16 protein-coding genes are annotated in these 25,677 nt (G+C 44.8%); 3 read left to right on the top strand and 13 right to left on the bottom strand.

Annotation, left to right across the window (positions count from 1 at the left end):
- Window positions 1–2: 2 nt before the first annotated feature.
- The 13 genes from V4C51_RS06640 to V4C51_RS06580 form a co-directional block, all read right to left on the bottom strand.
- Window positions 3–4,805, bottom strand: a complete 4,803-nt coding sequence (locus V4C51_RS06640; RefSeq protein ID WP_330925360.1) for a type VI secretion system Vgr family protein — start codon at window positions 4,803–4,805, stop codon at window positions 3–5.
- A gap of 17 nt (window positions 4,806–4,822) precedes the next feature.
- A complete protein-coding gene (tssH, locus tag V4C51_RS06635) occupies window positions 4,823–7,429 on the bottom strand; it encodes a type VI secretion system ATPase TssH (RefSeq protein ID WP_330925359.1) in 2,607 nt (868 codons plus the stop codon).
- An 18-nt stretch (window positions 7,430–7,447) separates the two neighbouring features.
- On the bottom strand, window positions 7,448–8,428 hold the full coding sequence (locus V4C51_RS06630; protein ID WP_330925358.1) for a type VI secretion system baseplate subunit TssG: 981 nt from the start codon (window positions 8,426–8,428) through the stop codon (window positions 7,448–7,450).
- Entirely contained in the window at window positions 8,392–10,185 is a 1,794-nt protein-coding gene (gene tssF / locus V4C51_RS06625; protein ID WP_330925357.1) for a type VI secretion system baseplate subunit TssF, read from the bottom strand. Before tssF ends, V4C51_RS06630 begins: the two co-directional genes overlap by 37 nt.
- A gap of 5 nt (window positions 10,186–10,190) precedes the next feature.
- On the bottom strand, window positions 10,191–10,619 hold the full coding sequence (locus tag V4C51_RS06620) for a GPW/gp25 family protein (RefSeq protein ID WP_330925356.1): 429 nt from the start codon (window positions 10,617–10,619) through the stop codon (window positions 10,191–10,193).
- 2 nt (window positions 10,620–10,621) lie between these two features.
- Complete coding sequence (locus V4C51_RS06615; RefSeq protein ID WP_330925355.1) at window positions 10,622–11,902, bottom strand: type VI secretion system contractile sheath domain-containing protein; 1,281 nt, start codon at window positions 11,900–11,902, stop codon at window positions 10,622–10,624.
- A gap of 5 nt (window positions 11,903–11,907) precedes the next feature.
- Window positions 11,908–13,395: a type VI secretion system contractile sheath large subunit gene (gene tssC / locus V4C51_RS06610; protein ID WP_330925354.1), complete on the bottom strand. Its 1,488-nt coding sequence runs from the start codon at window positions 13,393–13,395 to the stop codon at window positions 11,908–11,910.
- Window positions 13,388–13,900 carry a type VI secretion system contractile sheath small subunit gene (tssB, locus tag V4C51_RS06605; protein ID WP_330925353.1) on the bottom strand — a complete coding sequence of 171 codons (513 nt, stop codon included), beginning with the start codon at window positions 13,898–13,900 and terminating at the stop codon, window positions 13,388–13,390. Before tssB ends, tssC begins: the two co-directional genes overlap by 8 nt.
- A 159-nt stretch (window positions 13,901–14,059) precedes the next feature.
- Window positions 14,060–14,665, bottom strand: coding sequence for an Hcp family type VI secretion system effector (locus V4C51_RS06600; RefSeq protein WP_330925352.1), 606 nt, complete (start codon window positions 14,663–14,665; stop codon window positions 14,060–14,062).
- Window positions 14,666–14,858: 193 nt separating this feature from the next.
- Window positions 14,859–16,049, bottom strand: coding sequence for a type VI secretion system protein TssA (locus V4C51_RS06595; protein WP_330925351.1), 1,191 nt, complete (start codon window positions 16,047–16,049; stop codon window positions 14,859–14,861).
- Between the two features lie 708 nt (window positions 16,050–16,757).
- Window positions 16,758–17,390, bottom strand: a complete 633-nt coding sequence (locus V4C51_RS06590) for a hypothetical protein (RefSeq protein WP_330925350.1) — start codon at window positions 17,388–17,390, stop codon at window positions 16,758–16,760.
- A 946-nt stretch (window positions 17,391–18,336) separates the two neighbouring features.
- Complete coding sequence (locus tag V4C51_RS06585) at window positions 18,337–18,969, bottom strand: hypothetical protein (protein WP_330925349.1); 633 nt, start codon at window positions 18,967–18,969, stop codon at window positions 18,337–18,339.
- Window positions 18,970–20,217: 1,248 nt separating this feature from the next.
- Window positions 20,218–21,432: a lytic murein transglycosylase gene (locus V4C51_RS06580; RefSeq protein ID WP_330925348.1), complete on the bottom strand. Its 1,215-nt coding sequence runs from the start codon at window positions 21,430–21,432 to the stop codon at window positions 20,218–20,220.
- 496 nt (window positions 21,433–21,928) lie between these two features.
- Between V4C51_RS06580 and V4C51_RS06575 the strand changes: the two genes are divergently transcribed.
- The 3 genes from V4C51_RS06575 to V4C51_RS06565 all read left to right on the top strand — a co-directional run bounded on the left by V4C51_RS06575 (window position 21,929) and on the right by V4C51_RS06565 (window position 25,481).
- Complete coding sequence (locus tag V4C51_RS06575) at window positions 21,929–23,305, top strand: cation:dicarboxylate symporter family transporter (RefSeq protein WP_330925347.1); 1,377 nt, start codon at window positions 21,929–21,931, stop codon at window positions 23,303–23,305.
- Window positions 23,306–23,431: 126 nt separating this feature from the next.
- Window positions 23,432–23,989 carry a hypothetical protein gene (locus V4C51_RS06570; RefSeq protein ID WP_330925346.1) on the top strand — a complete coding sequence of 186 codons (558 nt, stop codon included), beginning with the start codon at window positions 23,432–23,434 and terminating at the stop codon, window positions 23,987–23,989.
- A 160-nt stretch (window positions 23,990–24,149) separates the two neighbouring features.
- Entirely contained in the window at window positions 24,150–25,481 is a 1,332-nt protein-coding gene (locus tag V4C51_RS06565; RefSeq protein WP_330925345.1) for a YihY/virulence factor BrkB family protein, read from the top strand.
- Window positions 25,482–25,677: the final 196 nt, after the last annotated feature.

The raw sequence follows: 25,677 nt of genomic DNA, 5'->3' as shown, positions 1-25,677 counted from the left end.
TCCTATTTTGATTTAAAAAGCGTCAGAGCAAAATCAATCCAGTCATTGTAAGCGTATTTTTGTTTATCTGGGGCCACGTTATTGACCAGGGCGTGCATAGCGGAGTTAGTGGCATAACTATAATGATGAGAAGTAACAACGGTGGCCGGTTCAGAGCCATCCTCACCATCGGGTGAAATATCTCCAAAACACCAATAAGCACTTCTGGCAAGCCAGCTGCATGGGGTATCGGTCAGGTTTTTTGCGACAGCCTTGCCACAGAGCTTTCTTCTATCATTGGTTGGTTGCAAGATAAAATCATGCACCGCATGGAGTGAATCAAAACCTTCCTCACTGAGTTGAAGATTAGCCTGGCGAACACATGTGTAGCACCAAAAAACAGCCGACAGCGGTTCAAGCGCATGGGCAATAAAAAGAATGGCCTCTTTATACTGGCCGTTTTTTTTCTTTGAGATGATATAATCCTCATAGGTTTGTGAGGACAGAAGCTCGATGTTCTCAGGTTTTTTATCATAGAGTTTTACCACACCCAATGCAGATTTTTCCTTATTTTCATCTGATGGCGTTACCGTTTTTGGCGTGACTGGAACTTTCAGGGAGGAGGCAGCCTCTGGTATCTTAACCGATGATTTCTTTTTTTTCAGAAGGGCTAAACCCTCGGTGGCTATGTCCTTTGCTAAGCTTTTTTGTGATAGCGCGGCAATGGCGATGATATCAGCTAACAGCTTGCTGTTTACCGCTTTCAATTTTTCAGTGGCAGGTGTTTCAGGCTCATTGTCTTTTTGGTCACTTGACAGGAGAATGGCCTGACCAAGCATGTAATTTGGCTGACTTGTCGGTGTTTTCAATGTTTCTTTTTTAATATTTTTTAAACTGTCTTTGTCTTGCGTTTTCAGCCAATTGTCAATATGGTTCGCCATTAAAGATTTATTATTTTTATTAATCTGTGAATGTACTGCGGAAATAGCATCTTTTGGAGGCAGGGCATAACAAAGTGTGGTAGCAGCCTGAGAATGTTGCTTGTTTTCCATAAGTGATGACACATAGCTAGATACACTGGCATCCTTTTTCAACGGAAGATCCGGTTTACTCTCAGGTGGCAAGTTATCTATAATACTTGACAGGCTTGGTGATTCTGGTTTTTCTGTTTTTTTCGGCTCCATTGCGGGTGGTTTATTGATGGGGTTATCCGCGGCAATAAGACCGTGTTTGGTAAGACATGCCTTAGCATCGGAAAACTTCTCCGCGCTACTCATACCTGCCTTTCTCCCTTTTTGGTTGTTAATCAAGAGTCTGCCTGCCTTGCACCCATTTTTATACACGTCTTGCGCTGTTTTTGTTTTTGATGCTGCAGCAGCCATATTTACTGCTCCGGCAATAAGTGGCGCGTGAACTTTAGGAGGGGTAGGTATACTAACGGAATCAGGAAATGTTACATGTTGACCACTTAACCCTATGCCTTTTAATAACAGGTTGCCTGGTGTTGTTTTTTTGCTTTTGAGGGAAGTCTCTAAACAGTGCTGCCGGTTCGCGGCACTGGGATCGCTCAAATATTTCTGTACCAGCGCCATGTTAGGAAGGTCAGAGCTGGAATAGTTTTTAAGAAACTGTTTTTTTAATAAGTCAACTTTACTGCCTGACATGGAGGGGCTTGAAAAAGCACTGGGGAAATGCTGGTTAAGAAGTTCCGATGGTTTTTTCGCGAAAAAATGAGGGGTATCATAATTATTAAAGCGATCACGGTAATCTTTAAACTTATTACGGTATTCATCCAACTGACCACGGTACGCATCAACCTGACCACGGTATTGATCAAACTGATCACGATACGCATCAGCCCTGCCACGGTATTGATCAAACTGATCACGATACGCATCAGCCCTGCCACGGTATTGATCAAACTGATCACGATACGGATCAGTCCTGCCAGGGTATTCATCAAATTGATCACGATACGGATCAGTCCTGCGAGGGTATTCATCAAATTGATCACGATACGGATCAGTCCTGCGAGGGTATTGACCAAAGCGATCACGGAACGCACCTGCCGCCCTGCCACGGTATTCATCAAAGCGACCACGGAACGCACCTGCCCTGCCGCGGTATTCATCAAAGCGATCACGGAACGCACCTGCCCTGCCACGGTATTCATCAAAGCGACCACGCATACTATCACCACGACGACGTAAGTCATCCAAGCGATCAATTTTACCTTTGCGATAGCGGTCGTAATGGTCTTTGCTGAAGTAATCAGGGATGTCCTTAGTAAAGAAGTTGGGGATGCCTTTGGTAAATAAACCCGGTATATCTTTAGTGAAAAAGTCCGGGATATCTTTAGTGAAAAAGTCCGGGACACCTTTTGTAAAGAAATCCGGTATTCCTTTCGCGAAAGAGTACGCGCCATGCATGAAATCCCCCAGGTTTCCCGCGCCATCGGAGACGCTATGATAACCCAGCAAAATAGAATCCTCCGCGTCCAGGGCATGATGCTGTAACTCCATAGCATCTTGATACATTCCACGCTGCTCGAGCCTGTCAAGGAGATCATCAACCGTCATTCCCGGTTGTGCCTGTTTTAAAACTGCTTCACTCGCATCATAGGTAGAGAGAACGGCCTCTACAGGGAGGTCTCCCGCAGAAGGGACATCAGGTCTGGGAAAGCTTGGGATAGCCGCTACTCCAAATCTTCGCGGCGGCGGCGGCGGAGGTGCGGGTGGTTGAGGCGGAGGACTGACACCTGGCGTACAGTTTATTTGAGTGATACCACCAAATAAGCTTAACATCCCACCAGCGCTGGCCGTTGTTTGCGCTTTGCCAGAAATATTGACCATTGTGCCATTGACATTCGTAGCGGCCTGGCTGTTTATTGATGTGTTCAAGCCTGAAATGTTGTTTTCCAATGAGGCAGCGATATTAATTGACGCGCCATTGATTAATATCCCCGAACTATTGATGACTATTTTCTGTGAACCACAAACGAGCTCAATATAAGCGTCAGTCATGGCAATCTTTGAGTTACCTGCCTTTATAAGGGCATTTTGACTGCTGGATAACACCAGATCTTTAGAGGATATTGCTGTTCCTTCTTTAGAAACCATCTCTATATCTTTCTCGCATTCAACTTGATAGTCACCCGAGGTTTTTACATAGGATAGCCCTGAGAGAAATGCCTGATGCTTGCCTTTAACTTCAACAATATTGTCGCCATCAACTTGACTTTTTGCCGTACCGGCTGTGCTGACTACACTATTTTTTTCCGTGTAATGAACGAATTCTCCCTTCACGTTAACAACACGGTCGCCTTCGACAAATGTTGAGTCATCCCTGTTGACTTGTTTTAGCATATCCCTGTTGGACTGAAAGACAACCGCTTCTTCCCCACTTTTGCACTCAAAGCACAGCGCGCTGTAATCGTTCTCCCCACCACTTGGGACAGATCGAAACCTGAGACCCTGCTGTGTTATCTTATCGAAGGGGGCTTTTCTATCACCACTATAGATAGAACCAACGATTAAAGGGGTGTAATCAGGCGTAAACCCAACCAGGACATCATCACCAATATTGGGCGTCACTCTGATACCAGAGCCTTCTCCAGCTACCGGTGATTGAACATTAACCCAGCATGAACTGTTATCATCGTACTTGCCTTCCATATCCCATGGAAACTGAATTTTCACCTGGTTTTTTTCATTAGAAAAAATGCCCTTATCTTCTGATCCGGTAACCCTCGCAATTTGCAAAGGTGGAATTATTGGGGGTGAGGAGGCTTGTTTAGAGAACCATTTTTTCCCTTTCTTACAACAGGTAAAAGAATTGCTATATTCTAATGTTGGTTCAGACTCCCCCGGAACTATCTTATGTTCCACCTCCCATATCAGCAGTGGATCAGGCTCACTTTTGAATTTATCAAAGGTAAAATAGATACCAGGGGCAAACTGCATTATCTTAGATTTTCCATAGGCCGTGTACGATTGCTGGTCTTCAGCCCCCATAAGGGTTTTTGCGGCGGTTATGGCTTCTTCTTTGGTATTGACTTCTCCAGGGTAAATAACTGTTCCCGCTGGCCTGTTGCCATCAACTTCCATACTGCTTTTGCAGGAGCCCGCCTGAATAGTTTTTGCCTTCGTATGGTCATAGGTAATGACATCAGCAAAGAGAAAAGGGAGATTTATATGCCTTTCCCAGTCTGTAATAATATAGGGAGGGGTGACCGTCATTTCTTCCAATTCCGCAAATGACCTGTCATTGTCAAAAAAACACAGTGTATGGGTGTCTTTTTCCTGCTTGAAGAGAAAACTCCACCCTCTTTTTTCAACCAGACGCAGAATAAATGCCCAGTCACTTTCCGCATATTGTATACAGTAGTTAATAACAGGGTCATCTTGTATTAAGAATTCTGTTTTTTCTTTAAATTTGTATTTTTTTAAGATCGTCAGAATAATATCTTGTGTTTTCTTATTCTGAAATACCCTGTACGCGTTATTTTTTGTCAGAAGCCAGGCGAAAGGTCTTATGGTGAGTTCAAGATTATATTCATGTTCTTTTTCCTTATAAAAAATCTCCTTGATAGAGACGCAGTAACCGTGAAAGTGTCGGATTATTGGCTTTTGTCCCTTTTGACTTATTTTAAATTCTACTGCACAAGTGGACCCAAGTAGCTCTTGAGCTTTCACCTCACCTGCGTCAATGACCAATGTATGCTCAAAAAATTCATCCAGTGATTCCTTCATGGTCATCTCTGATCCATCAAATTTATCCTGGTCTTTATCATCGAATGTTGCTGTCAGTGTATAGAGGTCATCCATTAGTCAAGACCCAATCGTTACTCAATAGAAAAAGTAAAATTATCATCTGCAAGGGATAATTTTACTGAATTAATTTGTTCCCCTGCCGCAATGCGTTCAAGGCACTGTCGTGAAAGCGTGGGCAATAGTTTTTGACTGATGGTATGCTCAATTGCCCGGGCACCAATCGTTGGGTTGTCATTATTCTGTGCCAGAAAGGCAGCAACATTGTTATCGATATGCAGCTCAGCGCTGTATTCACCTTGCAGATTAACTTCCATTCGCTTAAGTGCCAACTGACAAATGCGTTCACGGCTGTCCTGGTTCAGCGGAAAATAAGGAATTATCGTCAGGCGCCCTAAAAAGGCGGGTTTGAAAAACTGTAGCAACTCATCATTGATGGCCGGTAACATTGCCTTGGCTACAGGTGGCTGCCCCTTATGGATAACCTGATGATAAAGATCACAGATAGTCGTATCGGCAGCATTGGACGTCATGATAATAATGGTCTGTCTGAAATCAATTTCCCGACCTTCACTGTCCTTGATGCGGCCTTTATCAAAGATCTGATAAAAAATATCATGCACGCTGGGGTGTGACTTTTCAAACTCGTCCAATAAAAGAATAGAATACGGTGAACGCCGGACGGCTTCTGTCAGTACACCACCTTCCCCATAGCCAACATACCCGGCAGGGGCACCGAGTAACATGGAAACCTTGTGCTCTTCTTTGAACTCGGTCATGTTAATCGTAATCATGTTACGCTCGCCACCGTACAATGTGTCAGCAAGGGCGATGGCTGTTTCTGTTTTTCCCACGCCAGAAGGGCCACACAGCAGAAAGACGCCAGTGGGCTTGCGTGCGTCAGCAAGACCTGCCCGCCCAATGCGTATACTGTCGCAAATATCCTGTATGGCACAGTCCTGACCAATCACACGGGCTTTAAGCAGATTGTCCAAGTCTATTAATTGTTGTATTTCAGCACAAAGCAGTTGTCCGGCTGGTATGCCTGTCCATTCTGAGACAACATGAGCAACTGTGTTGGCACTGACAGCATCATAAACCAGTGGTTTTTCCCCTTGCTGAGAATGAAGCTGTTTCCTTTCTTCCACCAGTTGCTGCTGTATATACCCACTGTCGTTAACATTGTCCTCGACGTTGTCATTCGCGGACTGCCCGTTCAGCTGCCCATGCAAATCGCGAATGCGCATGACAGCCTCCTTTTGTTCATTCCAGCTTTTCTCCAGGTCAGCCTTTTTTTCACTTAAGGTACTCAGGGTATTGGACAGGCTTTCAAGGTCTTCAGAACAACTATTACCGTAAAGCTGGTCACTGGTAAGGCGCTGGAGTTTCCGCTCAATACCTTTTTGCTGCTGAATGAGCTGTTGCAAAGAGGCAGGTTCAGCCTGCCGGGACATTGCCACACGAGAGCAGGCCGAATCCAGCAACGTGACGGCTTTATCAGGCAGTTGACGCTCAGGGAGAAAACGTATGGATAACTTAACCGCCGCGATGATCGCTTCATCCAGTACAATAACCTGATGATGCTTTTCAAGTGTGGGGGTAAGGCTTCGTAGCATATCAACAGCGAGTGTGTCGCCAGGCTCTTTTATCACCACCGGCTGAAAGCGTCTTGTCAGTGCCGCGTCTTTTTCAAAATATTTTTTATACTCTGCCCAGGTGGTTGCGGCAATAACAATTAACTCACCCCTGGCCAGAGGGGGCTTTAACAAATTGGCGGCATCATTCTGACCTGCCGTCCCGCCGGCACCGATCAGCGTATGCGCCTCGTCAATAAACAGCACCGTGGGATGCTCAGCCTGCCTGACTTCATTAAGGATATCTTTTAGCCGGTTTTCAAACTCACCTTTAATACTGGCACCGGCCTGCAATAACCCTAGATCAAGTCGTTGGATATGCGTTTTCTGGAGGTTTTCTGGCACGCTTCCTGACCGAATGGACTGTGCCAGCCCTTCCACAATGGCTGTTTTTCCCACACCGGCATCACCCACTAAAATGGGGTTGTTCTGCATGCGCCTGGACAAAATATCAATAACCTGCCGAACTTCCCGATCCCTGCCAATAATAGGTGGGGAGTTTGCCGCTGTGGAGGATGTCATATCCACGCAATATTTTTGTATCGCTGACTGAGTTGCCCCTTGCTGCTGTTTTGCACTATCGGGCTTGTTTTTCTGAGCAAGCCCAATGAGCGCTTCTTTAGACGCTTTTTGTAATTCCAACTGCAAGGGCGTTTCAGTCCAGTGGCTTTCTTCTTGATCAATGAAAGCCAGCATCAGGTGGTACGCGGTGATTGTGGATTGCTGCAAATTGACTGACGCAAGTAACCAGGCATCCTGAATCAGTGCCTGAAGTGAATAGGCCAGAGCCGGCGTTTTTTTATGACCAGAACTATGGGTTTGCAGACGCGACTTAAGCTCATCAATGATAATGCTCGCGCACAGATTCTGGCTTGTCAGTAACTGGGTTGTATCATTACCGGGTTCCTGCAGCAATGCCATTAACCAGTGCTCAGCTGTTATTTCAGCATGCCCTTTTGCAACACACAGCGCAGCTGATGATTCCAGGGCTTTTCTCAGTTCATCTGATAAATGCGCGATGAGGCTTCTTAAATCAAGTTGTTTCATACTTTACCCGCTGTTTTTTTAAGACTGGGAGTAGTCAACAGTAATTAATGCGTCAGGGTGTAACTCAGGCACCAGACAGCTATGCCTGCCAAGGCGTCCGACAGAGGTACCCTCTTTCGTGGATAGCCTGGGCGATTGCAAACACTGTCTGGGACACTGGATTTGTAGTTGAACATGCGCTGAGTTTGCAAAATACATACTGCATAGTTCCAAGATAGCAGGTGCGAGAGCATAGTCTTTGGTAACTTTCTGGTATTCCATGGCGGTTGGCACGGAAATAACTAACTTAAGCGTGCTTGACAGAAGATAACAGCTCTTACCAAGTGTTGTTGTACTCCCTAATGCTCCCTGGGAAGCATCGTGCACCCGTGAGCTCAGCCGAGTCAAACAATCATCTGACAAGGACATTTTTACAAGAGCGGGTGATTCAAAATGAAAAGACTGTGAAAAGTAGTCATTGAGAATAAATGTGAGGGCTTTCAGGGATGTTATTTTTTTTGTCAGGATGGACGCGTACCGCACCAGGTTGTTGGAGGGCAAATATTTTGGGGAAGAAATACCCATAATCCACTGGATTGGATGCCAATGTGGGAGTTTTTTGTAGTGATAGTTCTCATAGTTGACTGACAGATAGGAGTGGAGTGATACCTGCTGGGAAAGCTGAAGAATTTTATGGTTGAACAAAGAAAAAAAATGATTAAGCGTAAGGCTGTCGTCAGTAAGCCTGTGATACCGCTCAAGGTCCTGGTAGCTGTATGGCAGTGAGCCGTTATAGCCGTTGAGAGCGTTGAGGGTTGATTGAAGCTGCCAGCCTGTATCGGTTTTCTGTACTTTATTAATTTCACCCACAGGATAATTCATACGGCTATCAGTATGGTATTTTATAGGAATGCCGGTTCTTTCAAGAATACGATGTGCCTGAGCCGCACTCCATTGCCAGGGAGTTTTTAAGAGCGAAAGAATTAACGGTTCATCTGATAGCCATGATGGCGTGTACATCGTATATATTCCTCTTCACTGCCTTTAAGCTTGATAACCACCTGGATATAACTGTTGAAACCGACAAAGTGGGCAGCTATATAATCCAGAAGGTTTGTAAACATCATGGTACTGGTATTGGCCAGTTGGGCAGGATCAAGCTCAAAAATAATTTCACTGCCTTGTGTAAAACATCGTTGACCATTGATTTTCAGTGTTGCCACCTGATTTTTTACTGTCATATTCTGTATTGATGAGAGCCAGGCATTGCTTGCCGCATGATTACGGATTGTATAAAGATTGATAACATGACGCAGCTGCCTGACTGGCTCGCTGGACTCCAGGATTGTCAGAATGCTGTTATGCAAATACGCGAACAGGTTCAGCCATGCCTTTATATCCCCGGAACGCTTAACCGTCGCAGTGGGCTTGAGTAACAGGGAAACCTTATCGGGATCAGGTATTGTCACCGAATCAATACATTCCAATTTTGGGTTATCTGGCAGATCCAGAACCTGATTACCGTTGTTACACAGAACATGAGGAGATAGAACCATGACCTGTCGAGAATAGGGGTCAAGCTCAGTGTAAATAATTTCAAGATGACCGAACTCCTCACTCTCATTGTCAGATGGGCGGTATACCCAAAACTTATTATTACCCTTTTCATTGTGACACAATCCAAACAGGTTGGGTAAAGTCTCAGGCTCGGTTCTGGTGATATCAACAATATCAACAATATCTTGTACTTCCATGGTATTATTACTGGCCACATCGGGTATGACGGGGTAATTCAGTTGCTTATGATCAATGGTGATGGGTTCAGCAATATGCTCAAAAACATTGATAATGGGAGCGCAGCCCAATAAAAACTGGACAAGTCCTATATTTTGCATCAACTCATCACAGTGGGATGACAGACAAAAAGTCAATGTTACCCTGTTACTCTGACAGTGCTTTAACCAGCGCCCGATTTCTTTTAGTTCGAAGCCAAAAAATAATTCAGGCCAGGCAAAAAGCTCAAACATTTTCTGATGATCGAGCAGATGAGAGGGGTTGGTTCTCATTATGCATTCATCATCGAAACCAACAGGACTGAAGCACGTAACAGGTAAAGATAGATGCCCGCCCTCAGGGGTTGACAGGATAATGCCCGAAAGATCTTTATTTAATATGTCATACAGCAGAATTTGCAGCCGGAACAGCCCTGACAACTGTACCGTGAGCGTGGAAAAATCACCGCAGTCGGAAAATGTCAGCGTATCATCCATCATGGTAATTTTGAGGTTTAACAACATTTTATCACTGGGCGAATAGTCCATGTCATTTTGATTAAAAGGGCGTTGCTCCATATGACAACTGACAATATCAAAAGGACATAAATCAATATTGCGGGTCGTATGAAACTGACAATAACGTTGATCGTCGTTATATACCCAAAATCGTGTATTTTTGGGCAATGTACCAAAACCGGACTGTTTTTTTGTGGGAGGGATACGGATAATGCTGACGGAAGGCAGGCTTTGCATACTCACAGGAAAAAGGAGTTGTAAAAGCGCCACGGTCATTTTATTGGAATCAGTGGCCAACTGACGAGATAGCCTTGCGTTAAGCAAAGCAAAAGCCTCCATGGTGCGTGCTGCATGAGGGTCATCAACGCGGCCATGTGAAAAAGACAAATATTTTGCCAGCTGAGGATGATTTTTTGAGAATAGCTGACACTCCTTCCAGAGTGTATGTAGCTCTCGTTCATACCACGGCATTAAAGATTCGATCATAACCCTTACCAGTCTACAGTAAAGCGAATATCGGATAAGTGAATGGTTGAGTTAATGGCTAATGGTGCTTTTTCAGCCTTAGAAAGGATGACCCCCTCAATATGTATTCTGATGCTATTGCAACTCTCTAACAACTCCAATATGATGACACTGACTTGTTTCATGCGTGGCTCAAACTTGGAAATGAGTCCTTCTAACTCTTTGCATAATTGTTCAATATCATACTGTCTGTTGTTTAATAAGCTCGCAGGCATACCGTAGCGCATAATTGATTCTTTTGCCCTTGGATAGGCTTCAGGGATATCCAGTATGGGTTGCTGGGACTCAATAATCATTTTGATATTGTTAATAATTGATAGCCTGATATTGAAAAGCTCATCATCTGAGTCTGGACTGTTTTCCCCAAGCATTGCACTGAATAAGCCATAGAACATGGTCAGAACCTCAGGTAATCACCATGACTGGCTTTAAAACACAGCGTCGCTTCCAGAGAGTCAAATTGATATTGCGGCTGGATTTCTACTTCACACTGATAAATACCTAAATCATGGTTCCCCGTGACTTCAACTTTTGAGTATTTCAATGGGTATTTCGCCAATGTACTATCATCAGCGAAACCCAGTTCTGAGGTGTACGTCTGTAGCCATGCGTTTAAGTCCTTCTGGCAGTCTTGAGCCGACCGATAACTGCCAATATGCTCTCGGATAAGTGCTTTCAGATAATGAGCAAAGCGACAGCCCATCAAAATAGTTTGTAGCATGAGCAGCACCTTGTCATCATTTTGGTCATTTCCCGACAGATGGGCTGAGCGATTATTGTTAAACATAAGATCGTTAGTGAGGTAGGACGTCGACAGGGGTATAAACCCCTGCTCTGTGTAAAATTTTTCAAGCTCGTCAGTGATCCGTATTGATGTGGCAATGGGAACGCCCTTAATGGATTTCACCGTAGCGCCACCAAATTTATCCGCGGCCCGGAGAAAACCAAACCAGTGAATTCTGTTGAATTCTTTAATAACGGATTCCGCAAATATTAACGCGCTACTGCCCCATAGAAAATGAGAGTCAGGGTAATAATAGCTGGTTTCATTAAAGTTAATATTATTTTGTGTTTTATTCCGCGGATGTCTTAATAATACCCGTGGTATTGTCAAGCCAAAAAAACGGGAAGGTTCTGATGACTGAAACTTACGCCAGGGTTTATAGTCATCACTGTCTAAAATACGTTGAACGCCTGAAATATCTTCCCAGATGCTTTTTTTATCTGTCGCCAAAAAATCATGACTGGCAGGCATAACCATTGGACAAAGGGAAGACTGCCCTAATTCAGACAATAACTCAATGGTATAAATATCATCTGATAAGTCAACCGTTTTATTAACGACGGAAATAGTATGCTCAACAATCATCAGACCAAAGGGGGAACCTCCCAAAGTACTGAGCTCGCTTCGATTAATTAAGCGGTATAAATGAGAGTCTTCTATAGTGGCATTTAGCGTCAGGTCATCTTCTATTTCTTTCCAACTCATATCCATAAAACGAATAACAACAGGCGCCATTGCGGGACAGGATTCCACAAGGTGAGCACAACCTGCCCACAGCGACTCCAGTGCCTTAAAATCAGGATACTGAATAATAATATTCAACTGTAATGTAACAATTTCATCAATAACGGTAATACATTTTTGTACAGCCGCTTCCAGTCGTGCATTATCCATAACCGCTAACCACCACCCGGTATCCTTGCCACAAGCCGCAATGATGTTGTTAACTCTTCCATTTGAAGCCAGGGGCGAAGGTAGGCCACAGCAGAGTAACAACCGGGACGGCCCGCTTGTTCACTAACTGTCACCCGTGACTCCGCTAACGGCGTTTGAGCACGGGCTTCATTTCCCATGGCATTGGCGTTCGTATACAGACTGAGCCAGGTTGTCAGTTCTGCTTGAACTTCCTGTGGTTGTACAGATGAACCAATCCTGTCCCGCCCCATAATCTTCAAGTAATGGGCAATGCGTGAGCTTGCCATCATGTACGGTAGCCTGGCAGAAATAGCGGCATTGGCCGTGGCATCAGGGTCAATATACTCTTTGGGACGTTGGATGGTCTGGGCACCCATAAAAACAGCGAAATCAGAATTTTTGTAGTGAACCATAGGCAGAAAACCCAGGTTGGAGAGTTCCTTTTCCCGCTCGTCAGTCAGATTAGTTTCTACAGGACATATTTGCGTTAAATCACCAGGAACAGACCGGTAGGTATAACTTGGCAGATTTTCAACTTTTCCGCCATTATCCTTACCTCTGATAGCCGTACACCAGCCACTCCTCCAAAAGGCTGTGGTAATCAGCAGGCCCATTTCATAAACCGCGTTACTCCAGGTGAACTGCGCATTTGATTCCGGCCTTCTTTCTTTGTCAACAGGGTCTTGTGGAAACTCTTCAAAGTTGAACAACTTTACCCGCCGACCGCCCGTCCCGTAAGGTACCCTGGCCAGGGTACGGGGTAAAACCAAAGAAAGATAACGAGCATCGTCACTGTCCCGAAGCCCGTTCCAACTGGCATACGTTGAGGCACCAAATCCGGCTTCAATGGGTTTGTTATTTTCCAGCCCCTGATAGTTGGAGTGACCAAAAAACTCACTACTGGCAGAGCCAATAAACGGCGCATGGGCAGCAGAAGCAACCACAGACAAATAGCGAAGGAGGGCAACGTCCTCATCAAGGTGAGCAAACTCATAATCACCTAATAAAACACCATAGGGTTCACCGCCTGCCGTGCCAAACTCCTCTTGATAGACTTTATTGAACAATGGACTTCTGTCTGTAGCGGGCGCGTTTTCAAACTGATCCAGTAATTCAGTTTTTGTGATGTCCATTACCCTGATTTTTAATCGCGTTCCCAGTTCACTTTCACGGATAAGTTTATTAAGCCCACGCCAGCTACCTTCAAGCTTTTGCATACGGCTATCATGGAGTATTTCTGCCAGCTGTCTGGATATCAGTTCGTCAATCTGCTCGATCGCGCGCCCAATAGTTTGGTTCAGGTTCTTGTTCCAGGTGATAGACCCGGATAATGCCTCTTTCGTTAATGTGGCGAGTAGGTCTTTTGTTGTATCAGGCGGCACCTGGCTGGTTGCTTCAATGACTCGCTCAAGGGGGCTGCTTTGCGCGGACGCGAGATTACCGCCTTCAGTTTGTACATCGGTATCAGTCATTGTCGCTCACCTCAACGCCTAATTCTTTCGATAAATGTGATAGCGATTCCGTATTCTGGAGAACATCTTTTAATAGTTGCTCTAATTCATCAGAACGGTCAGCATGGGCCAACAGTTCACGCAATTTTTTCCGGTTCTCCAGCAGGTTTCTAAGGGGCAAAACCTGTTGAGCAATATTTTCAGGCTCAAAGTCTTTCATGGACGTGAAAGAGAGTTCCACGGAAAGCTCGGTCTCAGACTCCTCATCAATTTTGTTGGGCACCCTGAGGGAAAGCTCTGGACCGATGACCCGCATCACCTGACTAAAATTATCCTTGTTAACATCAACAAACTTTCTTTCCTCCACAGGCATCCTCTTTTCAACCGGTTTACTGCCCGAAAAATCACCAATAACACCTGCGACGAAGGGAAGCTCGCGTTTTTCAATGGCACCATTGGTCTCAACATCATAAGTGATGCTGACTCTGTTTTTAGTGATTCTGTTATGCTGAGATCTACTGCCCATAGCCTGCTCGTCTCAATAGAATAAAAAGGAAAAAGCGTTTCTTTGATGTTTCTCTGATGTTTCTCTCATAAACGTTGAGCCATTCATTCAAGTCCATAGCGACCTCTTTGCCTCATGGACAAACGGAGTGATCAGCACCAAATCAAAGAGCGGAGCGTATTATTTTTTGACATCTTTCCAGTAAGACATCGCTTGGTTTTTAGGCAGGTCAAAGGAAACCTCGCCGCCTGCCACATATTGACCGGTTTGAGCATTCCAATAGTAGTATATTACAGTAATTCTGGCGTAGGCCAGTTGAATGCTTTCAAAAGGAATTGACCCGGTTGACCCACCCAGGTTATATGAAATGACATGGGTACTCTCTAGTTTTACCGAGTAAATCACCCTCAAGTTCTCACCAGTAGATTCAGTAACGACAAGATCAACCCGATCCCCGCCAAGATTATAGTCCCCCTCTTTGGCGTTTTGGGCTTTTTTGATGTTAGGCGCGAGTAAAAGTGATTGGTATACTTCTGACATGGTACACGTTTCTTTGGTAACACCCACGGCACTGAATCCCTGCATGCCAGTATCCCTTTGGCCTTTTGCTTCTCCCGGCATCATAGTCACGTTTCTGGCGGCGGAAAAGCCAAAGGAGCTGACCCCGATCCATGAACCATGCCCTTTCATTTCTTTCCCACCTACAAATTGGGAACCATCAAAACAGCCATCCTTGATGTCCGGGTCAACACCGTAGACCCTGATGAAAATAGTTGAAGAGCTCATTGCCTTATCCTCTCAAATTAAATTATTTTGCCGTTATTGGCACTGTGTTGAAACGCCTTGTAACATGAGATGTTTTCAGCGTTTAGTATAGCTTATTACCCGCTAACGCTTGTTAATGGAAAGCGCGAAGTAGACATACAACACCTGTCAACTGCTGTCTGTTATCGTCTATATCCACCGCGCGCCTTTACTCTCAACGCTCCTCCTGATTTTTTTGTTCATCAGTGTTTATACCAAAAAGGGTAGACAGTTGTTCAAGCGTAGTCTCATCATTGCCAATGCACTCGCTGAGCAATTTGGGTAAAGGGGTGTATCCCCAACGTAATGCTTTTTCCAGTAAATAAGAGACAGGACTTTGCGGCTCAGTCTCTCGAAAAAAAGCAGATAGCTGCTTAAGTTGCTGGAATGCCTCATCACGGCTACTCACCTGTTTCAGGCCACCAGCCTGCCGTGTTGCCCCGTGGCTATCGGTTGATTCCGACCCTTCACTTTCCCCTTCGCTATTCTCTGGCTTATCCTCGGGGAAGATAAGAGCGTCTTTCACTAAATCTTGTATTGCCCGCAAACTGTCAGTAACCACTTCTTTAACAAAACCGGTATGCGCGTCTTCTATACCAAAGGGTTGAAAATGGTTTTTTAGCGCGACGTTCAATTCGTCAAGAACAGATAACAACGTATTGAGAGTCTCTATTCGCGCAAAGACTTCTTCCTGATGTTTACTGGCATAGTGAGTGACCTGCTTGAGAAAAGACTGCCCTTGATCATTATCGTTGTTACCATAGTCATCGTCGTCTTCAGACTTTTTGTTGAGATGGTAGTGGCAATAATCAATATAGGTGAACTCACCAATAAGGGGTAGCATTTTCAGCAACGGTACGATAGGACAACTGTCGCTGGACTCACCAAATAAAAATACGCAAGGCCGACACTGCGCCCTGGCTCTTTCTAACGCAGCCTCTTCAAGTGATCTGCCCTGTAGTTTATCATCGGGTAAAAAAGGTTGGATAGCGTTACCGAACGTTGCCAGGCTGCGAATCATTAACGACAATGCTTTAGTGAACTGGGTATACGGATCATCAGTAAATAGCTGAGTCATAACCAGCCATGCCAGGCACTCAAGATCCCGGGCATTATTGCTCAGTACCTCAAGCAGCTCTGTTTCCAGGGTTTGCCAGTTTTTCTTATTGGTCAGTTCCAGGCTTTCCTGTTCATCGTCTACAGGATTAAGCAGCAACTTCTGGAGGCTGTTATGAGCGATTGCGTAAGTATTGCGCAAAGAGCGGTAGGCCGGTTTGTTCTCTTTCAGATATTCCCCGGCAGGGGACTCCTCTGAAAGAGGTGTCAGCAGTTGCTCCATTAGCTCAGCGGACAGCTTATCGTCCATCGCCGTTAACTCACCATTAGGAATTAGGAATTAGGAATTGATACAAACGCACGTTAAATAGATAGTGACTGACCATAATAGTAGTCAATGAATCGCATTATTACCGGTACAAAATGGCGTTTTAAAAAAATTTACATAACTCTTTGCGTTTTCTTTCATATCAAACCAAAAAAAAGCTGTAAACACGGTCATTTTTTCTGATTTTAACGATAAAAACAGTGACCTTTCATCTATGGCTTTTACTGGATTATTCAACAAACAGTGGCGTTTTATGCTGTTCCCGAGGCCCAAGCAAGCACAAGAATGATTGTTCTGATTCAGGCAAGAAAGTAAAGGGGGAATGAAGACCTGCATGACAGTAATACAAAACGATTAAACAGATGAATGTCGTCTGCTTACAGCGATTGAGCCAGTCCTCTGAATTTAAACGATGTGACAGGTCCGGTGCCGCTCCAACAATACCCGTCGCTATCAACGGCAGGAGGTGTAGCGAACGCTACTTCAAATAAAAATGGCAAAAAATGGCAAAAGACGTACAAACAGACCACCGCAAGGAACCCCAGGGTAGAATCGGCCCTCAGGCTCTCCAGGCAACAGCGTAAGAAAAAGAAGCGAAGGCCACCTCAACGTACTTGAGTGACAACCTGTGACCGTATCCAGGCCACCGCAATGACAAAGTAACGCATTTCCGCCCCAATGACGCGGAGATTATGACTTCCTCCTCCAGAAGGACGTTGCCACTCGATTCATCAGATCGTAGGCCACCGCGCCACCTTCTTTATAGTCTGATTTTTCATCATCAAAATGCCAGGATTGTATTTCCACACCGCCGTAAGCAATTTGAATGCTCTCAAAAGGGTCTGTCCCAGTTGATCCGCCAAGGTTATATGAAATCACATGACTAGACACCAGATTTAACTGCATAATCACATTCAACAACCCCATGTCACCGGTCCCGTTGGTAACGACAAATGTATAGGTATCACCGCCACCATGTTTCTTCTTGATATATTTACTTTCGCCTCCGCCTTTGAGTGGAGGGACAAATAAACGCGATAATATCTTTTCCGAGGATGGACCCAGTGCTTTGGTGACACCGAGGGCACTGAACACCTGATTACCGACCTTCATATGACCTTGGTCTTCTCCAAGGGGCATAGAGAAAGGCCTTGCGCCGGAAAAACCAAAAGAGCTGATAGCAGTCCATGTACCCGCCCCCACTAACTCTTGGCCACCATAAAAGTATTTACCCTTAGATAAGTCCGTTTGCAGTTCCTTAGGGATAAAATCAACACCCCAGAGCCTCATAAAAATAGTTTTACCACCACCTAAATCTGCCATTGCTTTATCCTCTATGTGACCATACCCAATGGGCGTACTGTTGCGAAATACCTTGTAACACGAAAAGCCAAGCGCTCAGGGCAGCCTATTGATAAGCTCGTTAGTAGGACGGGAAATAGAAATACCGCGAGATCAAGAGGCATCCCCCCCATTAGCCCAGCGAGCAGTTTACCGACCACGTTAGTTAATTCACCATGGAGAATCGATACTAGCGCACACTCATAGACAATGAATAATCATAATATTAGTCAATGAATCCCATCATTACCGATATACAATGGAGTTTTAAAAAAATTTACAAAATTCTTTGCGTTTTCTTTCACATCAACGCCAAAAGAGGCAGAAAATACAGTAACTTTCCTGATTTTAATGATAAAAATAGCTAACTGTCAGCTGTTGCTTTTACTGGATTGCGCAACAGACAATGGCTATTTTACGCTTTTCACAAGACTCAAGCACAAGAATGATTGTTCTGATTCAGACAGGAAAGTGAATGGGAAATGAGAAGACCTGCATTGACGGTAACACAAAACGACTGAACAGCGTAAATGTCGTCTGTTTACAGCGGTTGAGCCAGAGCTGTATATGCCTTAGAAGCAGTCTTAAACGTCTGCCCGTAGCGAGGACCGCGAGAAATGGCGCATAAAAAGTCGCTTTTGTGAGGAAAATAGCGGGACTATTTGACGAACAAAAGCGACTTTTTAGCCCCTTTTATCCTAGCCGCGGTAGGAGCATGACGTTTAAGACTGCTTAACGTCTAAAACAGCATAAAGATACACAGACAAGCCGCCGCAAGGAACCTCAGGGCAGAATTGGCCCTCAGGCTCTCCAGGCAACAGCATAAAAAAAGGCGCGAGGTCACCACGAAATACTTGCGTGGAACCCTGTGACCGTATCCAGGCCACCGCAATGACAAAGTAACGCGTCCGCGCCAATGACGCGGAGATTATGACTTCCTCCTCCAGAAGGACGTTGCCACTTGATTCATCAGATCGTAGGCCACCACGCCACCTTCTTTAAAGTCTGATTTTTCATCATCAAAATGCCAGGATTGTGTTTCCCAAGCGCCGTAAGCAATTTGAATGCTCTCAGAAGGGTTTGCCCCGCTTGATCCGCCAAGGTTATATGAAATCACATGACAAGCCTCCAGATTTAACTGCATAATCACATTCAACAACCCCATGTCACCGGTCCCGTTGGTAACGACAAATGTATAGGTATCACCGCCACCATATTTCTTCCCGATATCTTTATTTTTGCCTCCGCCTTTGAGTGGAGGGACCAATAAACGCGATAATATCTTTTCCGAGGATGGACCCAGTTCTTTGGTGACACCGAGGGCACTGAACACCTGAGCACCGATATTCATATGACCTTGGTCTTCTCCAAGGGGCATAGAGAAAGGTCTTGCGCCGGAATAACCAAAAGAGCTGATAGCAGTCCATGAACCCCTCCCCACTAATTCATGACCACCATAAAAGTATTTACCCTTAGATAAGTCCGTTTGCAGTTCCTTAGGGATAAAATCAACACCCAAGAGCCTCATAAAAATAGTTTTACCACCACCTAAATCTGCCATTGCTTTATCCTCTATGTGACCATACCCAATGCCAATGGGCATATGTATGTTGTGAAATACCTTGCTAACACGAAAACCTGAGCGCTCAGGGCAGCCTATTGACAAGCGTGCTAGCAGGACAGGTAAAGTAGGAATACAGGAGGATCAATTGTTGATTTATATTGCCTGTACCCACGCTACCGCTTTGCTTATTACGTTGAATCTTGGTTTTTTTCTTCATTATCAACTACCAAATAAAGTTGAAGGCTGTTCAAATAAACTCTCTTCATATCTACGACACCCGTTAAGCCATTATTCGTAACCACTATCGGTTTCCGAAAGAGTACTCCCGCTGAGCTAGGCGGGAGGTGAATTTCGTCTAACATTCTGCTACTATCCTTTCTGTCGTTGAAGACCTACCCTCGGGCAGAGGGGAAGTAACGTCTGTGGAGTTAATGTAAGTCCCTCGTGGCTGTAACGTGAAAGCAGAAACCCGCGTAAACTCTCGCAAGAAAGTAACGCCCCAGTAATGGGAACCCTCCAGCGACCTAGCTGGGGGAGGATGCCAAACTGGCCTGTTTGTCGGGCACAGAGTTAATTTGAAACAGGTTAAGGCTACCATAGAAAGCTACGTAAATATTTCCTGAAGATTGGCAAAGCATTTTGTTGTCTTTCACACATCCCACTACAGAGAACTCCTCTGAGAAAGGTACTAACAATTCTTCTATTGGCTCAGCGGACCGCTTATAAACGACGGCAGTTAACTCGCCATACTTACAATAAACACAATAAAAAACACGAATACACCTAAGCGGAAAGTAACTGATCACAATACTAGATTAGTCAATGAATTACATGATTGCCGACACCAGACTAAATTTTAATAAAATTTACATTATTAGGGACATTTTCCTTAACCTCTTCCCAGAAAGAAACTGGAAACACAGTAATTTTCTCTGACTTTAATGATAAAAATAGCTACGTTTCACTTGTTATTTATTGTAATAGTCACCATACCCAACCCATTATCATCCTGTCGTAAACTGTATTCAGCCGTCTTTATTGTCCGATTTATACACTATCATGCCAGGAGCCTGTCCGAGAATAGACTGTACTACTGCGGTTGCAATAAATTGGTCTAAAAATTCCTACTTCTTCATCAAATAGCCCCGCTATTCTCCTCATAAACAGAAATTTTATCCTCAATTTCTCGCAATCCTCGCTACGGGCGCTGTTCTCGGTCAGGCTCCTGGAATCGGCGGTTGTCTTTTATTTTGTGATCACCCCAAGTGACTGCAATAAATCCGCGTTAGGATGCCCATCGGCAACCATATGCTTGAATTGTTGATAAGCTGTGATTGCTTTATGTGTTGCGGGCCCCGGTATACCATCAACTTTACCGTCCATGAATCCCATAGCAGACAGTTTCTCTTGTATTGTCTGAATGGTTGCCTTTGATAAGGAAGGCTCTTCCTTTAAAGCGGTATGTAATGGCGCGCTGTTATTGAGGCGATCAGCCAGATAACCAACAGAAACAGCATAAAATGTAGAACGATTCCATTTCAGGATCACGTTGAAGTTATCATAGACCAGAAAGGCCGGGTTATTATGTCCTCCGGGTAAAATGAGAAAGGCAGTCTCCGTGTTATCTGGAATGGTGCCATTAAATACTGTTTTAATACCACGTTTTCGCCATTCACTGAGGGAGTGTTTTACCAACAACCCACTTTCACAATAATTGAAGCCTTTCGGAATAATAACCTCTCGCCCCCACTTCCAGCCCGGACGCCAACCCAGCTTGTAAAGAAAGTGGGCAGCTGATAGTAACGCGTCTTTTGGGTTCTCCCAGAGATCGGGGATGGAATGCCCTTTATCCGCTTTGGCATAAGCCAGATAGTTCGAAGGCAAAAACTGGGTGTGACCGACCGCGCCAGCCCATGACCCCACAAGTTTCTCACGTTTAAAACCATAGATATCCATGAGTGTCAGTGTGGCCAGCAACTCTGTGGTAAAAAAAGCGGGCCGTCGATCATCACAGGCCAAGGTGGTGAGTGAGTCAATAATATTGAAGTGGTTCAGGAACTGACCATAGTTTGACTCAAGCCCCCAGAAAGCCACGAGTATATGAGGGGGAATACCGTAGTTTTTCTGGAGCTTCAGCAGAAAGGGCGCATACGTTTTTAGCAGGATTTTACCTTGATTGATACGCGCGTCAGAGACCGCGCTATTGATATAATTCGCAAAGGTCTTTCGAAATTCAGGCTGGTATCGATCGAGTTTGATAACCTCTGGCTGAAATATGGCAGTATCGAGTATATCAACGGTTTTTTTAGACAGGCCCGCTGCGCCAGCTTTCTCTTTGAGCTGCATTACACATTGACTAAACTTTTCATCACTCAACGCGGGCATTGTCATAAGAACCAATAAAAAGCACACAAGCACCCACCTCCCTGGATTTGTAAGGCTGAGTAAAAGTGAAGTCATGGGGAGTTACTCATGGGATGTTCGCGGAAAAGCATAAAATCATAATAAAAAAAACATATCTGCTAAAGCATAAAAAATGCTAGATTACGTCATTCGTGTAAACAGAAAGTAAACGACGATCATTGCATGATTGTTATCAGCTCTCTCTGTTGCTCTTTTTTATTGTAGCGCTATTCCCAACGGACGATAACAAAACTGACATTTTTTGTGGGCATATTGTCAATGCTTTCGGACAAGCGGCTAACCCAGATATTTCATAAACTGCCCTGAGAATTGCGCGGAACCTTGCGGCTCTAAGGGATTTTGCGAAGGAGCGCCGTACCGGGGAGTACGGTAGACTGAGCAAAACGCCCTTAGAGCCGCAAGGAGCAAGCAAGGCCAGGCGCATGTTTATGAAATATCCGGGCTAAGGCAGACCCGTTGCGCAAAAGTCAGTTTAGGTCGCGCGATTTGAGAAAAAGCGATTACCTGTGGCCTGATGGATAGGAATAAGCCCATGATGAGTGCCGTGTTAGTTAATGCTTTAGTGTTATTGGTGCTGCTGCTGTTGATTTACTGGATACAGCGCAAAAATTATTCATTTTCACGCTGCGTCTTTATTGCCATGGCCATGGGGCTTGCTTTTGGCACTTTGATGCAATGGTTCTATGGTTTAGGAGCAGCATCCATTACTAAAAGCCTGTCTTATTTCAATGTAATAGGAAATGGCTATGTATCACTGCTGAAAATGACCATCATTCCATTGATTATGGTATCGATTGTTTCTGCGATCCTTAAAATGCAGGCAGAAACTTCTCTGGGCAGAGTTACCACCATGACGTTGGGGATTTTGCTCACTACAACCGCTGTTGCCGCATTGATAGCTATTATTGTCGCGCTGGTATTTGGTCTTGATGCACGTGGTTTACTGGCCATGAAGGCTAACACGGCCATGAGTGACCTTGTTGTTGAGCGAATAAATACATTGGCAGACTACTCAATTCCTCAAATGCTGATGGACTTCATTCCTGCCAATCCGTTTCTGGATATGACCGGACAACGTGCTACATCGACCATTGCTGTGGTTATTTTTTCTGGATTTCTTGGCCTGGGGGGATTGGGGGCCATCCGTAATAATCCTGCATTGCGTGACCCTTTAGTCAAGGGTGTTGACGTTGTCCAGGCGATGGTTATTGCCATGGTAAGAATAGTGTTGCGGCTGACACCTTATGGCATTCTTGCTCTGATGACAAAAATGGCAGCAACCAGTCATTCCCAGGAAATTATTACACTACTGAAGTTTATTGTCGCTAACTATACGGCACTAATTCTAGTATTTTGTGTCCATCTATTATTGCTGGTTTCCGCTGGTATTAAGCCAGGTACTTATATTTCATCTGTAGGACCAGTTCTTGCCTTCGCTTTCAGTTCTCGCAGCAGCGCAGGCACGATTCCAATGAATGTTCAGGCACAAACAACACACTTTAAAGTGCCTGAAGGGATAGCTAACTTTACCGCATCTATTGGCGCGACAATTGGGCAAAACGGATGTGCCGGTGTTTATCCCGCGATCCTGGCTGTAATGGTGGCACCCATTGTGGGCATTGACCCTATGAGCCCTGGTTTTATTGTCACCTTACTATTGGTGATCACCTTTAGCTCTTTTGGCGTCGCAGGTGTTGGTGGCGGCGCAACATTCGCCGCATTAATGGTGCTGTCAGCCATGAACCTGCCAGTGGCAGTGGTTGGCTTGTTAATTGCCGTTGAGCCACTGATTGATATGGGGCGAACGGCTCTGAATGTCAGTGGCTCTATGACGACAGGCATAGTCACCAGCCGTATATTAAAGCAGACCGGAGAAAAAAGCTTCGCAGGCGCAACCACTCACTCCTGATAGAGTCTCCTGAGTCTCTTTTTGAACAAGGGACTCAGAATTTGATAGAATTGTGCCAAGTTCTGATTGAAAAGCAGGCCACTACACGGATATCATAGAGGGGTCTGGTAAAATGAAGAGTAACAAGTGAAAAACGCAGAATTAGACTTTCGATTTGTCAGGGATCTATTGTCCCACCTTAATACTATCGGCCCTTATCAGTTTTATATTGATCGCCCTGATCATAAAATAATAGAAATTAATCTTGCCGGGTCTACGGTTTCTGTTGAAGATGTTGAGTCGGCCTTGATTTCAATCATGTTTGCTACTAAGCGTTTGGGGTTGGCTGACGACACAAAACGTTTCCTCAACGGCTATAGAAATCGACGGGGTTTATCATTATCTTTGTCAGATATTGGCAGTCTTGAACGATTATTGATGATTTCTGGCCCAGATGAAGCCGAAGCGAAAAACAGTGAACTGGCATGGGAGCAGCCTCAGCGCCGGAAAAACCATCAGCCTCATAAAAATGTTCATCACAACACCAGAAGAAGCCACCCCTGTTCAACAACCAAAGACTCATCTTATAAAAAGAAAGATCGCAATAGCGGAGATGTCAACCGAGAGAAACCGGAAACGCCTTTCACCCATGAGTATGGCGATGCAGATAAGCAGCTTCAGGAAGCCCTTCGTTTGCTGGGATAACTAAATTCTCCCTACTGTTAGAAAGAAGGCGCGGGACTTAAGGGACTTTTTCTATAATGAATTAAGCAAGCTACCTGATAGCAAATAAAATCATGTGAAGCCTTGAGTGATTTTGATAATGTATCTTCAATGATTTCTATCAATCAACGGCAGCCTATTTATGAGCAGGATAAGCCATTTCGTATCAGCAGACCAGGTTAAGTACTGGTTATGGCATTTGGATGAGAGAGGCAAACACGGGTTGTGGCGACTGGGCATCAACATGATGAGGGTCTGTTATGCTGTCATGCGTGATATGGCAAACGGGCAACTGAGCCTTCGCGCCATGAGCCTCGTTTATACCACGCTGGTATCACTGGTGCCGTTACTTGCATTAAGTTTTTCAGTCCTGAAAGGCTTTGGTGTTCATAACCAGATAGAGCCGTTATTGCTTAATTTATTAAAACCGCTGGGTAACCAGCGCTTTGATATAGTGTCTAATATCATTGGTTTTGTTGATAACATTAAAGTAGGTGTTCTCGGAGCTGTAGGCTTGGCGTTTTTATTATACAGCGTCATTGCCATGATGCAGAAAATAGAAGAATCCTTCAATTTTACCTGGCATATTCGCCAAGGGCGTACACTTTCGCAACGCTTTAGCGATTACCTGAGTGTTATCCTGATTGGCCCATTGTTGATTTTCCTATCCATTGGCATTACCGCGACAGTGAAAAGCCATGCCGCTGTCACCTATATCACTCACTTACCTTTCATGGGTAGCTTGATTGAAGTCATAGGATTTCTTGTGCCTTGGCTAGTCATGGCCGCTGCCTTTACTTTTATTTATTTTTATATGCCCAACACACGGGTCAACATTGGCTCCGCATTTATCGGGGGATTGATTACCGCCATTGCCTGGAAAGTGATGGGGTTGCTCTTCTCTTCATTTATAGCCGGATCAACCAGCCAGACAGCAATTTATTCAGCATTTGCGTCAGCCATTGCCTTCATGATCTGGCTGTATCTAGGCTGGCTGATGTTATTGATTGGTGCAAGTATTGCTTATTATCACCAGAACCCGCAAAACCAGCTATTTCGCAAAGATGAGTGGAAGATGAGTGCTGCCGAAAAAGAACGACTGATTCTGACCATCAGCTTTATGGTGGCGCAACGGTTCGCAGCGGCTGAGTCAAGCTGGGATGCTAAAGGTATTGCCTTGCACTTAGGTGTTCCCACCAACGTCGTTGAGGCGTGTTTTGATAAACTGGCGGCGGTTGGATTTCTTGTAAAGACATTGGAAAATCCACAACGAGTCATGCCAACAAAGCCACTGGATCAATTAAACGTCAGTGACATTGCGGGAAAGATTCACCGGCTTTATCCATCAGAAGTTGCGCAGTTCAAGGTGTTGCGCCCGGAAATGGTCGTTGAGCGTTACCTTCAGGAACGAGAGCAACTCATTAAGGAGAGTTTTGGTGATTTAAACTACGAAACATTTGTACGCGCTTCATAAATCACCAAGAGCATGATAATTACCGTAAAATCCAGTGTTGCGGGTACAAACCACACAATGGCACATCAGCAATCCTCTCTCAAGGAGAGTATACTGACACTAGGAGCCTGACCGAGAATAGCGCCCGTAGCGAGGATTACGAGAAATTGAGGATAAAAATTTCTGCTTCTGAGGATAATAGTGGGGCTATTTGACG

Source organism: Candidatus Sororendozoicomonas aggregata (genome assembly GCF_031528575.1).
GTDB classification, from domain to species: Bacteria; Pseudomonadota; Gammaproteobacteria; order Pseudomonadales; family Endozoicomonadaceae; genus Endonucleibacter; species Endonucleibacter aggregata.
This window is presented reverse-complemented; position numbering and strand designations above follow the sequence as displayed.